The sequence below is a fragment of the Algoriphagus vanfongensis DSM 17529 genome (assembly GCF_000429465.1).
GTDB classification, from domain to species: Bacteria; Bacteroidota; Bacteroidia; order Cytophagales; family Cyclobacteriaceae; genus Algoriphagus; species Algoriphagus vanfongensis.
Genome location: NZ_KE386906.1, coordinates 1 through 13,530, shown reverse-complemented (window position 1 = coordinate 13,530; position 13,530 = coordinate 1). Strand labels below are relative to the sequence as shown.

The following is a 13,530-nucleotide window of genomic DNA, read 5'->3' as shown; positions in this document are numbered from 1 at the left end:
TCAAAGTCAGTGATTTTGAAAATCAGGCAAGATGCTGATATGCCAATTGACAGGCTCAAAACATTTCAAAAATTAAAAAGGTAAATGGCACCAAAGATGACTTAAGGTGGTATTGGAATAATTTTTAAACGTGGGGCAGTCAATAGATTTGGCACATGGTATTATTGTATAACACAATACATATGATCATTTAATACAATTTTATATTGATTAATTCATATTATGCCGCTTACATTAAATAAAAACCATTCATTTACTATTATTCAAAATAACACGAAAAATCAATCTTAAATTTTTCTTTTTCACTAGATTTAAAATAGACCAGCTGATCAGTTCCTGTGTCATTCAGGGCTAAATATTTTACCAGCATAAAAGCTTTTACCATTGTACTTCAAAGCTTTTATCTTTTTGATTAACCGGGTGCAAATTGTCCCGATAGTACAGAATTACTAAAGAAGTCATAACTAGTATTAATACCTACTAATTATTTCTTTTTTAGAGAATAGGCTTTTCCTTATTTATCTATAACAACAACCCAATTAACTAATTACGCTATGAAAACAGCCTTACACAGGTGGTCAAAAAAGATCGCCAAACTGTTCATGATTTTAATCTGGCTACAGTTAACTACTTACAATCAGGTCTATTCCCACAATTTAAACCTAAGCATCCCCTTTGATAACATTTCTTATCATAAGGAACTTGCCGATGTTGAAATCAAAGGTATAGTGAAAGATGAAACAGGAGAACCAGTTCCAGGCGCTACGGTTTCCGTCCTCGGATCTGGAACTGGAACCGTTACAGATATTGACGGAAGCTATTCTATCACTGTACCAGAAGGGGCCACATTGGTTTTTTCTTTCATCGGTTATGAATCTCAAAGTTTTGAGATAACAAATCAGACGGAAATAAATGTAACATTCAAAGAAGACATATCTTCCTTAGATGAAGTAGTTGTAGTTGGTTACGGTTCCGTCAACAGAGAAAATCTTACAAGTGCAGTCAGTTCACTGAACGAAGATGACTTTGTAGCTGGCACAGTGTCTCCTTTAATGGCCATACAGGGAAAAGTACCTGGCCTAAGCGTCCAATCATCTAATGGCACTGATCCAAACGCAGGCGTTTCAGTTCAATTAAGAGGAGTAAACAGTGTCAATGCATCCCAAGGACCTTTGATAGTCATCGATGGAGTACCCGGCGGTGATATTAACACAGTCGTGAAAGAAGACATTGCATCAATCGAAGTACTGAGAGATGCCTCAGGTGCAGCAATTTATGGGACAAGAGCTTCGGGAGGAGTAATATTAATCACCACAAAATCTGCCAAAGCAGGTGGACTTTCAGTCAGCTATACAGGAGAGATGTTTGTGGAAACTGTAAGGAGATACAATAAACCTTTAAGTACTGAAAGGTTCCTCGAGGAAGGAATTGGAGAAGACCTAGGCTATGACACTGACTGGTTTGAGGAAGTCACCAACAAAAACCCATTCGCATATAGGAATGTGATTAGTTTAAATGGTGGTGTAGAACAAGCTAGAATCAGAGCAACTGTGAGCCAGAGAGACGCCACGGGTTTGGCTATTGGATCCACAAGAGAAGATATCCAGGCTAGGATCAACACAGACTTTACTATGTTCAAAGGATTCTTAGAAATCAGTAATAATCTCTCTTACAGCAACAGGAAGTCCACCTTTTCTAACAATGATATTTTTCGAATGGCTATCCAGTTGAATCCAACTGAAACCCCATATGATCCAACTCATCCAAACGGACTGAATGTTTGGACCGGAGGGTATGATTGGTATAACCCTGTAGCTGATATAAAACTTAGAACAGATGACAGAAAGTATAATTACTTACTCAATACTACCAGTCTAGTATTGAATCTGACCGATGATTTCTTCATAACAGGAAGATATTCAATTGTGAACAACAATGACTATGGCACCTATTGGCGTTCTGCACAACACAAAACTTCACTAGATGAAGGAGTTGCAGGCTACGCAAGCCAAAGTTACTCCGAGTCACAGAGTAGGACTTTCGAAACATTTGCTACCTATAACTCCATCTTTGGAAAAAATAACTTCAATGCAGTTTTAGGGTATAGTTTTCAAGAGTTCAATGGGCAAGGATTTAACGCAAACAATTCAGATTTTGCTGTAGATGGCATTGAGGAAAATGATTTAGGAACTGGTAGATTTCTAGCCGAGGGAAGAGCTGGACTTGGTTCTTATAAAAACCCTAGAGTGAGGTTAATGGCTTTCTTTGGCCGGGTTAACTATAACTTTGACAATAGATATCTTTTAACTGCCAGTTTAAGAAGAGAGGGATCATCCAAGTTTGCTGAGGGAAATAGATGGGGTATGTTTCCCGCCATATCAATAGGTTGGAATATAAGCAATGAGTCCTTCATGCAAGATCAAAACATATTCACTACTCTAAAACTAAGGGCTGGATATGGAGAAACAGGAAATGAAGGATTTGCTCCAGGTGTTGCTACCAGAATGTATGGACCAGACACTTGGTGGCTTATGAATGGTGAGTGGAGAAGAACATATGGAGTCTCTCATAACCAAAATACAGATTTGAAATGGGAAACAAAAAAAGAGTACAATATAGGTCTTGACTTTGCTATTCTTGACGGAAGTGTATATGGTAGATTCGATGTATTCCGTCGAGACGTGGATGACTTGATTTATGATATATCAGTACCTCAACCACCTGCAATACATGACAAAACAACAATGAATGTTGGAGTTTTAACTAATGCTGGCTGGGAAGCTGAAATTAATTGGAATGCCGTCAATAAGCCAAACTTTCAATATACTACCACTTTTATCGGATCTTCTTATAAAAGTGAGTTGGTAAGCCTTTGGGGTAATCAGACATTTTGGGATAGAATGAGCTTTCCTGCCCCTGGCAGTCCCGGGAATGCAGTCCGGTTATTTCCCGGTGAACCAATTGGGAAATTCTATGTCTGGAAGTTTGCCGGTTTTACAGAAGATGGAAACTGGATGTTAGAGGGAGCTGACGGAGAAGTTTTTGATGTCACCGAAAGAACCAAAACAGATGAGGACAAGCAGTTTATTGGAAATGCAATTCCAAAATTGATTCTTTCTTGGAACAATCAGTTCAACTTTCAAAATTTTGATGTTGGGGCCTACTTCAGAGCATGGGTTGGACATGATATTTTTAACATGCCCAACTTCTATTACGGCATTCCTCTCGAAGGAAGAAATGTTTTGGAAGAAAATTATGAAAAACAAAAACACATCACAGGAGAAAAAGAGCTCAGTGACTACTGGATAGAAGAAGGTGACTTTCTAAAGCTGGATGTACTTTCTGTGGGATACACTTTTAATCTAAAAAAGACCGAATATTTAAAGGGATTGAGAGTATATGCAACTGGACAAAATCTTCTCGTACTGACAAACTATTCAGGTCTTAATCCAGAAGTAAACATCAACGGTTTGGACCCAGGCTTTGAAGAAAGAGCAACCTATCCCCAAACTAGGACATTTATGCTAGGTGTTCAAGCTAATTTCTAAACCCAAAATACCAGAAAAATGAAATTCAAAAAATACATAATCATCGCAATCACAGCAGCACTGACAAGTTGCTCTTTAGATGAAGTTTGGTATGATAAAGTGGTCCCGGAAACATTCTTCAAAACTGAAGGAGATGTATTAGCCGCACTATATAGACCTTTCACACATGCTAGGTGGTACCTTACAGGAGATCGATGGATAGCTCAGGAATTCTCCGCAGATCAATTTGCTAGAACGACAAAGGGAAGACACTGGTATGATGGAGGAAGGTATGCCCGCTATCAACATCACGAATGGACCCCCGATGAATCGCAACTATTTGGGACTTGGAGAGGTACGCTCCAAGGAGTGGCATTAGCCCTTGACGTAAAACAGGATCTGGGTAATCTTGACTATGAGAGTTTGGCATTGACCGATGCAGATAAAGCAGCCCATTTAGGTCAACTAGATGCTCTGACAGCTTTCTTCTATTTAAGGGGGCTAGACTTTTTTGGGGGACTTCCCATATTCACAAGTCTAGATCAGGAAAATGTGCCCAGAAGTACCGAACAAGAAACATTCGACCATATCGAAGCTTTGCTACAGCAGGCATTAGTCGATTTGCCTCCTCGAGAAGTAGGAGCTCCGCTGGAAGGAGCTATAACCAAAGGAGCAGCTGCCTTGATGCTCGCAAGACTCTACTTCAACGCCGAAGCATACATCGGTGTAGACATGTATCAAGAAGCTGCAACTATTTCAGAGGATATAATTTCTGGAGAATACGGTGAATACAGTCTTGATTCAGATTGGCGGGGCCCTCATCATTTCAATAATAACCAATCAAATGAAATCATTTGGTCCATTCCTTCTGAATTTAATAGATTAGAGTACACTCATTACGATCATATGTACCATTACAATTCCAGGATTTACTTCGATGTTGATTTGGGATCAAATAACGGGACACACTTGCAACCATCTAGAAAACCAAACGGGGATTTATACAGGAATGATTTCAAGCTTGGATCACCATACGAAAAGTTTGATGATGGAGATTTAAGAAAAAAACCATACCGATACTTAGGAAATGGAAATTATGAAGGTATGTTTCTAATCGGGGATCAAACATCACCAGTCACCGGGGCTGAAGTTACTGGTAATGAAGAATACAATGGAAAGCCTTTGGTATTTGTTGATCAGGTAGGAAGATTTTCTGAAGTAGGGCAAACCTATTCATCTGTTGAGGAGCTCCCCTCCAATATCGCATCAGGAGAAGAAAACACCGGAGTTAGACTGGTTAAAATCCCAATCCCTTCCAGCACAGATCTAAGCCTTAGATGGGGGGCTGACCATCCTGCGTTTAGGCTAGCTGAGGCATATTTGATGCTTGCAGAGTGCAAATTAAGACTGGGAGACAGTGATACAGCAGCAAGCCTCATAAATGATGTAAGAAGAAGAGCATTTGAAAATGGAGCGGACCCAAACCCAGCTACTTCAGGTAACCTAGACCTCTACAGGATGGCTGACGAATGGGGTATTGAATTTTTGGGTGAAGGAAGAAGAAGAACTGATCTAATTCGCTTAGGCTTCTTCACTACAGAAGAATGGTGGGATCATCAACCTTCTGGTTCAGACCACTTAAATCGTTTTCCTGTACCTACTTCTGCCCTCTCTGCAAGTAATGTTTTGACACAAAACCCTGGCTATTAAGCCATGATCATTTAATCAGTTAAATCTGATAATAAAAGGGGCATAAATAATTTATGCCCCTTATTTTTTTGATTTCAATGATTCAATTCAAAATACGAATCTAAATCAAAGACTTATTTCTTCTGATTAAAGCTAAAAAACTCGGGCTTATCATTGTTGTAAGTAACTAAAAGGTAATCTTGATCATTGACTTGAATGATATTAAATGCTCGAACTGATTTCTGGGTAAAATTAAGTCCAAGGTGAGCCCCTTCATCTACTTTACCTGAAGTGGTAAGTATACTTCCAGACATACTAGCCAATTTTCCATGATAGGGATTTACTCCGAAATAATTCCCCCCTACCAAGACTTCGACTTCACCATCTCCATTAAAATCATATTCTAAGAATGCCATTATAGGAGCTACTTGAAGTTCCTTTTGAAATGGTTGGAATGTGAAACTTCCACCTTTATTTAATAAATATCCAGAGGATAATGTATGTACCTCTAATTGAGTAGCGACTTCCAATTCTTTGTCATTAAAAATCTCATTCAAATTCTTACCTGCAAATTTTGAATGGGAAGTAAATCTCTTTTTTAAATAACTAAGCTGACTGCCCAATTCAGCTAGTCCTGCCAACGTAAAATATTCCCCGTTTTTTTCATAAGCAAGGATAGTTTCGGAATTCCCATTCTGATCAAAGTCACTGTAATACATTTTTAATGGGAACTCTGAGCTTGCAGTAAACTTTGTGTTCAACCCCCAATTTCCCAACAAATAATCAATTTGACCATCTCCATTCATATCAAAGGGGATGATACATTGCCAAAGGCCATTGAGGGGGCCTGAGAAAATATCTTCATCTACTAGAACGAAATTGCCATTCTCATTTTTGAAAAATGCAGGGCTCATCCACTCTCCTACTACTATCAGATCCTCCCAGCCATCAAGATTAAAGTCGGTCCAAATGGCATCTGTCACCATACCTACTTGCCCCAATAACTCATTCTCATAAATTTCAAAAATCCCATTTTCATTTTTCAACAAAAAGGATTTTGGAATTTTACCAAAATCATTGGCTACAGCCAAGCTTCCAACGAAAAGATCTAAATCACCATCCTTATCAAAATCAGCAGATTTGACAACTGATCCATTCTGAAAAAAATCAGGAAGCTTAGACTTTTCAAACCTTCCATTAACCTGTAAATACAATCGGTCCCTCAACTGTTCTTGTTTTGCCAAATATTCACCCCCTCCCGAGACGAAATACAAATCATTGACTCCATCTCCGTTAAAATCCTCTATAATGAGTGAAACATCTTCTTGCAAAGAATCATTTTCGATGGCTTGAACATGCATTTCTTTAAATCCATCTACTGATTGGAGATAAAGGCTTGCTGTTTGATTTTTAGCTCCTCCAAATATCAAATCTTCCAGACCGTCATGATTTATATCTTTAATGGAAACAGCTGGCCCTCTATCTGAAATCTTATAGGGTATGAGCTTTTGCCTATTGAAATCAATGTATCGGTTTTCCTGATGAACATAGTCTATTCCATCAATTTCCACCTTCTCAAACCATGGACTAGGCTTAGTATAAACATTTTCATAATTTATGCTTTTACGTATTTCCTTAGGTCTAAGCACTATTCTTTGATTTGTAGATATGTCATATTTCATTTCGTAAGTATCATCCGGCCAGATAATCAAGAGTGAATCAACCTTAGTTTCCTTCCCATACCCGAAATGAATCATAGGTTCAGAGGAAGATTGAAAACCACGAGAAGGAAATAATTGCTTGGTTTGCATAATTCCCCTATGCCAAGACACTATTTTAGTCCCAATACCAAAATTATTCGGAGCGTCAAACTCAACATGTAGTGATAGGTAATTGGAACTGTCGTTTGAATTGTTTTGATAGAGACTAGCTGCTTCATTAATATTATTAGTGATTAGATCCAAATCTCCATCAAGGTCAAAATCTGCCCAAGCTGCCCCATTAGAGATGCTTGGCTCATCGTCCACCCAGATTCCAGTCTGATCAGAAAAAACTAACTCAGCTCCTCCCTTGAAAATAAAATTTTTCACATTGCCAGTTGGCATTTTCTCAAGTGCCTTTTGGTCCAAGCGGCTCGTATTGTTGAATTCTCTCTCTGTATTTTCATTGGAAATGTAAGCGATGTAATCATGGTCATTTGGCCTTCTTGGAATTCCTGTAGTAATGAATAAGTCTTGATTCCCATCCAAATCAAAATCTGCAAACAGTGGTGACCAGCTCCAATCTGTTGACTCCACACCGCTGAAGAGAGCATACTCCTGAAAAAATTCTCCTGAATGATTCACCTGCAACATATTTCGGGCATATTGGGGGTGATACTTGAGACGTTCAATTTTCAAATCATGAGTATAGATAGGGTCGTCACTCATGGATGATTTGAGTACTTTTTCATCTTCAGCAAGCATATCCAAAGTAATTATATCTACAAAGCCATCATGATTGATATCAGCTACATCATTCCCCATGGAAAACCGACTTGTTTGGGAAAACTTCTCTTTCAACTGCTCTACAAAAGTTCCATCTCCTTGATTGACATAGTAATAATCATCTTCATGAAAATCATTGCTAACATAAATATCTGTCCACCCGTCATTGTTGAAATCGGCGGTAGCCAACCCAAGCCCGTATCCATTTGCACCTCCGAAAATTCCAGCTGCTTCACTGACATCCTCAAAAACACCACCTTCATTTTTCAACAATTTATCGCCACTATTTTCATCTCTATTTGCCCTTATAGCTGCAGGACCATATGAATTTTCAGTGTGAACGGAGTGATTAAGTAAATATAGATCCAAATCTCCATCCTTGTCATAATCAAAAAATGCGGCAGAAGTGCTATAACTTTTAAAATTCAATTTGTATGCTTCAGCCTTTTCTGAAAAGGTAAGATCTCCATTATTGATATACAATTCATTTTCCCCCTCCAATCCATGAATTCCAACTACTGCACAAACGTAAATATCTAATAACCCATCCCCATTTACATCCGCCATTGTCACCCCTGTATTCCAATCGGATTTACCTCCAATTCCAGCATTTAAGGAAATATCTTCAAATCGCAATGCTCCCTTATTGAGGAAGAGCTTATTCGATCCAAGATTACTGGTCAAGAAAACATCTGGAAGTCCATCATTATTAATATCTCCTACTGACACTCCACCACCATTATAAAAATAGAGATAATATAAAATCCCAAGAGAATCGCTATCCTCAACCTTATTCACAAAATGAATTTGGGTTTGATTTGGATCTAGGCGAGTAAACAAAAAGTCGTCACTATTTTGCCCTTCACATGAAAAAAGAAAAGCAACTATAAGGTAAACCAAATAATATCTCCTCATGATAACTGTTTCAAAAATCAATCTTCTTTAATTTTTGAAGTTAACACTTTTATTTACTGACTAAAGGATTCTTCGTATTCAATACTTTCTAATAGACAATTTAATTTGTCTATTCCTCAGAAATAGACGAAATGTAGTACCACGTTGAAATATTGTAAAAACCGCTATTTACTACTTATGAAAACCTACTCCATAATAAATTATGAAATGGAAGATTTCTAATTCATTGAATGTGGTATTGCATATGACAATTAGAGCCTGACATGCAACATTAGACTCTTTTTCACAATTACTCTAAATCACTTTGGTTTACTCTTTCAAGCCTAAAGTTTATCTTAACTTCTAACTTCCTACCTTGGCTTTTATATTTGGTCCTCGTTGAAAAGCGACTCTTTCATTCTCATATCAAAAACCAGGGCTTTTCATATCCCTTTGAATACGGTGATGTGCAGCAATTCTTCCCTCTTTGGACTGGAACTCCCTGAAATATTCACAAGTCAGGAAAATCTTGTCTCAAGCAATTTCTTGCACACTCCACTCTTAAAAAATCTTCATCAACAAGCCCTATCATTTCCTCACCACCAAATGCTTCAAAGCCGGATCTTTCAGTAACCGCTCCATCTCTGAATTGACCAAATCAGCAACTTCCTGCTTGATCTGAAGATAGTTTCTTTGGACAATGCTTGTGTCTACTTTTCTGATTTCCGGAATAGGTGAATATGCTTTTTCCTCCTTTTTGATCCGTTGATGATCATTGATGATTTCAGCATGAAAGGCTTTCAAATCCAATTTGCAATCAGGGTTATCAGCCACCATCCCGACAAATTCTCCAGAAGAAAGTGATGAAATAGTAGAGGGAGGAACGGCAGCCTCCAACTGCTTGGATTTGCTAACTGAGGTATCTGAACTATTGATTGAAAGACTCTTTCTATCCTGCATGATCTTCCCGATTCGCTCAGAAAGTTGCTTGGCTGAATCCCCTGTCACCTGTCCTGAAATCACATTACCCACTATGCCCATAATCACTTCCGCCTGCTCCCTTCCATAGTCCTTTCTCAACTGGCTGAGATCCTGAAGTCCCAAAGTGGTGGCTACTTGATTGCTCCTTGCAGTAGCAATCAAACTATCCATTCCATTGAGATAAATTGTCGGAAATTCATCAAAGACCAAACTGCTTTTCAGCTTTCCTTTCTGATTAACAAGCTTGACCAAACGGTTTACATAGAGCGAAAGTACTGCTCCATAAATCTGAATTTTCTGGGGATTATTCCCCATACAAACCAACTTAGGCTCCTTCGGATTATTGATATCCAATGTGAAATCATTACCGGAAAGCACATAGTATAACTGCGCAGATGATAGTCTTGCCATGGAAATTTTAGCCGAAGCAATCTGCCCTTCCAACTGCTCCATCACATCATTAAGATAGGCATTCACAAAAGGATTGATCAATACTTCAATGTCCTTTTCTGTCCTCAGAACTGTAAACAACTGATCATATTCAACCTGCATCAACTCGATTACATGAGGCAAAGTACAGTACTCACCATTGCTATATTTTCTCAGAAACCAGATGATCGCTGTCAAAAAATTAATGGGTGATTCGACAAAAAAGTCTCCTTGTTTCTTGATCCATTCTCGATTCAATCCCATCAGAATAGTCCGTGCAGACTCTGCTGCATCGGTGATATCCAGCATAGTTTCCGGAGTCAAGGGATTACAACGATGAGTCCGCTGAAGATCATCAAAATTGATCACATAGAATTTGGATTCCACAGGATAGGCTCTCTTATTTTTCAGCCAAGTGTTGTACACAATGGAGGATAGATCATCAAACTTAAAGTCGTAGACAAACATGGAGAAACCCTTCCTAATATGCTGATCTATTACATGCCGAATAACAAAATAGCTCTTCCCTGCTCCAGGTGTCCCCAATACCAAGAGTCCACGAAAAGGATTGATGACATTGATCCAAGCTGTTTTTATCCTTCCTTTAAAATTGTATTTCGTCGGGAGATTGATAGAAAATTCATTTTCAATCAGCCTTTCCTCCTGAGGAAAAGTCTCATTTTCTGAATTAAAAACTTCCTCGCTCAACTTGGTCCGTATGATTCTGGAAAGTTGAGTACCACCTGAAAGTATAATTAAAAAACCAATGGAAGTCACAGTCATGTACGCCAAGCCAAGCTGCACAGCAGTCATTGAAAACTGAATCAAAAAAAGACTCCCAAAGAATAAAATCAGGCCTAGCAACACTCGCAAACCAACCGATTGAAAAGAAGCATTCTCGTCTTTCTTCCCCTTTGCTCCCAGCATGGAGATCATCAACAAAGCCAATGAAATTACTTTAGACAAATGAAATGAACGGTACAAACCAGTCTTCCAAACATGATCCAAAATCCGATCCGTCAGATCCGAAACCAGTCCCCAATCCTGAAAAGATTCATAGAAATAATAATAGAAATGAAGTCCCAAAACTCCGATCCCCATCAGTCTGGTCATGTCCAAAATCCTACGCAAGCCTTGCTCGTTTTCTCCTGTTTGTATTCCCATTTCAGCTCCTCCTTCCGTCTAGTTGGATATCCTTCTCTTTTTCCTCTTCTTTCTTTTCCTCCATTCAAAAGGGAGGTAGGAATAACTCTCCTGAGGCTTAATCACAGCATAGATAGGCTGCAAGATGGCAACTGGTTTTAGCTGTTGAACATCTAATTCTATAGGCTTCTTATTATTGACACTTGAAATAGAATCCACCCTTTTCTTACTCTGATTTATAGAATTCTCCTTCTTATGAGTTACCAATTCAGTAGCGTTTAGCCGATCAAGCAAGCCTTTTGCACTGTATGATTTCCCCAAAGCGCTCCCATTAAAAACAGCCCTACTCCGATGATCCACATAGGTTAATCCATAGATCCTCCCCTCTTGATTTTTTCTGAGCACCAGCGCAACTCCTTGCCTTTCCAAGCTTTTTTCAAAGTCACCCAAACTCACATTTGCTGATCTCATCAGGACCAAATCAATCGTCGCGCGAAGACCACTAGCATGTTTATCCTTCGTGTTTTCATTGACCAAAAAAATAGATTCAATAGCTTTCAAAGTAGCTGGAAAGTGAAAGCTACTGGACTTGATAGGCACCCCAACCTTTTCTCCCTTTTCATCCAAAACCCGATAAACCAGCCCCCGATTCCTAAAAATTCTCGACTCCTTTTTTCCTCTATCTGCTAGTATATTGTAGCCTTTGAGGACAGCGTTGAGTTCTGGCAAAGATGTATAGTGATAGTTTTTAAGCACTTGCTGCAATACATTTCCAATAGCTCTTTTGGTCTCGGATTTCCCATATTCTACCCTTGAAAGATCCACTTGTTTGGCAAGAAACACTCCCTTTTTTTGCTGCTCTGCAGGTACCAACCCAAACTGTTTTTCGATTGCTTTCCGTGTTGGTTCAGACTTCAATTTCCCAATGTTGTGCAGCGGAATTCTCCTGCCATCCAATTGAATATTCGTGCTGACAATATGCACATGAGGATGACCAGCATCAGTATGCTGATAGACCAAATAGGGTTGCTCTCCGAATCCAATCCCGCTCATATATTCCTTAGAAATCTGAATCAGGCGATTCCTTTCCAGCTTCTCATCCGGGGCAAAATTCAATGAAATATGAACCGAATTAACCTTTGTTCTGGAATTCAATCGGGCAAGTTTCTGCAAATATTTCAGCCTCATCCGGGAGGATTCTTCAGCTAAAACCCCAGGGTAATTTGCAGCCAAAAGAAGCACTGCAGCCTCTGCTTTCAGTTTATTTTCATTGTATTGAAATGGCCTGCGAACAGATGCACTTGTCTTGATTATTGCAACCATTTTGCTGTCGTTTGATCGATAAATCGCCTTACAGAATCCAGAGACTTGGCTATTTTTACTTCCATTCCAATGACTTGATTTCTATGCGTATTTATTTCCAAATCGCTGGCAGTATTCATCTTTTTTGCCAATTGATTGTAATTAGTAGCCAAGCCATGTAAGTCTCTTTTCAGGCTAACCAACTCCTTTAAAAGCTCCTGAACCCCTGTATCTCTATACCTTCCCACGATAGGTTTCTGAAGCAACATCCGGCGAGCGAACTCGCTTAGATTTTCATAAATCGACTTCTGAAAATTCGCCTTGATCGTGAGTAATTCTTGATCTGTAAGCCTAATATGCAGCCATTTATCACGGGTGTTTTCATCAATCTTTACCATACTTTTTTCTTTTAAAAATCATTTATGATTCAATCCCCACGACTTCGGAGTGAAGGGGATCAATATCCGGTTGTGATACAACCGTACATCTTGCCGATTTCAGAAGAAACAGGAAATCCCATCAAATTTGAAATCACCTGAAATTCAATGAATAATCTAAATCAAGCTGATAAACCTCCTAAGAAGCGTGTGACACAAGATTAAAAAGTACTTTGAAAACTTACATATCCTGATCAATGTCTAAATAGGGTCATGATTTATAGATTTCCGGAAACACGTAATCAATTCAAAAAACAAAGTTCTCTCATGCAGAATAGCTTGAGAGGTCATTGCATGTTTAAGTCAACCATCTCTTGGCTTTCTATTTGAAAGAATAATGACCACTGCCACTAGCCAAGGGGTGTCCCCTTCTATTGAGGAATAGTATCAACCAATATGTAACTCTTTAAACCACAAAATCATGACAAAGAACCATGGCCCAAGCATCAAAAATGATGAACAATACGAGGCCCTACGAGAGCAAGGAATGAGCAAACAAAAAGCTGCTCGTATCGCTAATGACCCCAACTCGGGTAAAAAAGGAGGCAAGCTGAACAGTACGAAGATCGCAGCAAGAAGCAGCTGTATGACAAAGCCAAGGAAGTTGGAATCGAAGGCAGAAGCAAAATGAATAAGGAAGAA

General features: G+C 38.9%; 7 protein-coding genes. 3 read left to right on the top strand and 4 right to left on the bottom strand.

Annotated features, from left to right (window positions below; translation table 11 throughout):
- Positions 1 to 554: 554 nt before the first annotated feature.
- Both G460_RS22240 and G460_RS0118955 read left to right on the top strand, forming a co-directional pair.
- Positions 555 to 3,548, top strand: coding sequence for a SusC/RagA family TonB-linked outer membrane protein (locus G460_RS22240; protein ID WP_084421444.1), 2,994 nt, complete (start codon positions 555 to 557; stop codon positions 3,546 to 3,548).
- A gap of 18 nt (positions 3,549 to 3,566) precedes the next feature.
- Positions 3,567 to 5,237 (top strand): RagB/SusD family nutrient uptake outer membrane protein, encoded by a 1,671-nt coding sequence (locus G460_RS0118955; RefSeq protein WP_026956824.1) that lies wholly within the window; start codon positions 3,567 to 3,569, stop codon positions 5,235 to 5,237.
- A 113-nt stretch (positions 5,238 to 5,350) separates the two neighbouring features.
- On the opposite strand, the gene G460_RS0118950 is transcribed toward G460_RS0118955, so the two are convergent.
- The 4 genes from G460_RS0118950 to G460_RS0118935 form a co-directional block, all read right to left on the bottom strand.
- A complete protein-coding gene (locus G460_RS0118950) occupies positions 5,351 to 8,638 on the bottom strand; it encodes a VCBS repeat-containing protein (protein ID WP_245578761.1) in 3,288 nt (1,095 codons plus the stop codon).
- A 546-nt stretch (positions 8,639 to 9,184) separates the two neighbouring features.
- Positions 9,185 to 11,170 carry a conjugal transfer protein MobC gene (gene mobC, locus G460_RS0118945; RefSeq protein WP_245578760.1) on the bottom strand — a complete coding sequence of 662 codons (1,986 nt, stop codon included), beginning with the start codon at positions 11,168 to 11,170 and terminating at the stop codon, positions 9,185 to 9,187.
- An 18-nt stretch (positions 11,171 to 11,188) separates the two neighbouring features.
- Entirely contained in the window at positions 11,189 to 12,472 is a 1,284-nt protein-coding gene (locus G460_RS0118940) for a relaxase/mobilization nuclease domain-containing protein (protein WP_026956821.1), read from the bottom strand.
- On the bottom strand, positions 12,460 to 12,849 hold the full coding sequence (locus G460_RS0118935; RefSeq protein ID WP_026956820.1) for a plasmid mobilization protein: 390 nt from the start codon (positions 12,847 to 12,849) through the stop codon (positions 12,460 to 12,462). Before G460_RS0118935 ends, G460_RS0118940 begins: the two co-directional genes overlap by 13 nt.
- A 460-nt stretch (positions 12,850 to 13,309) precedes the next feature.
- On the opposite strand from G460_RS0118935, the gene G460_RS22235 reads away from it, so the two are divergent.
- Positions 13,310 to 13,519, top strand: a complete 210-nt coding sequence (locus G460_RS22235) for a DUF7218 family protein (RefSeq protein ID WP_342667619.1) — start codon at positions 13,310 to 13,312, stop codon at positions 13,517 to 13,519.
- Positions 13,520 to 13,530 lie beyond the last annotated feature (11 nt).

Bases quoted from the DNA above. Each gene is read 5' to 3' on its own strand.
- G460_RS22240 (WP_084421444.1), top strand. From the start codon at position 555: ATGAAAACAGCCTTACACAGGTGGTCAAAAAAGATCGCCAAACTGTTC.
- G460_RS0118955 (WP_026956824.1), top strand. From the start codon at position 3,567: ATGAAATTCAAAAAATACATAATCATCGCAATCACAGCAGCACTGACA.
- mobC (WP_245578760.1), bottom strand. From the start codon at position 11,170: ATGGGAATACAAACAGGAGAAAACGAGCAAGGCTTGCGTAGGATTTTG.
- G460_RS0118940 (WP_026956821.1), bottom strand. From the start codon at position 12,472: ATGGTTGCAATAATCAAGACAAGTGCATCTGTTCGCAGGCCATTTCAA.
- G460_RS0118935 (WP_026956820.1), bottom strand. From the start codon at position 12,849: ATGGTAAAGATTGATGAAAACACCCGTGATAAATGGCTGCATATTAGG.
- G460_RS22235 (WP_342667619.1), top strand. From the start codon at position 13,310: ATGACAAAGAACCATGGCCCAAGCATCAAAAATGATGAACAATACGAG.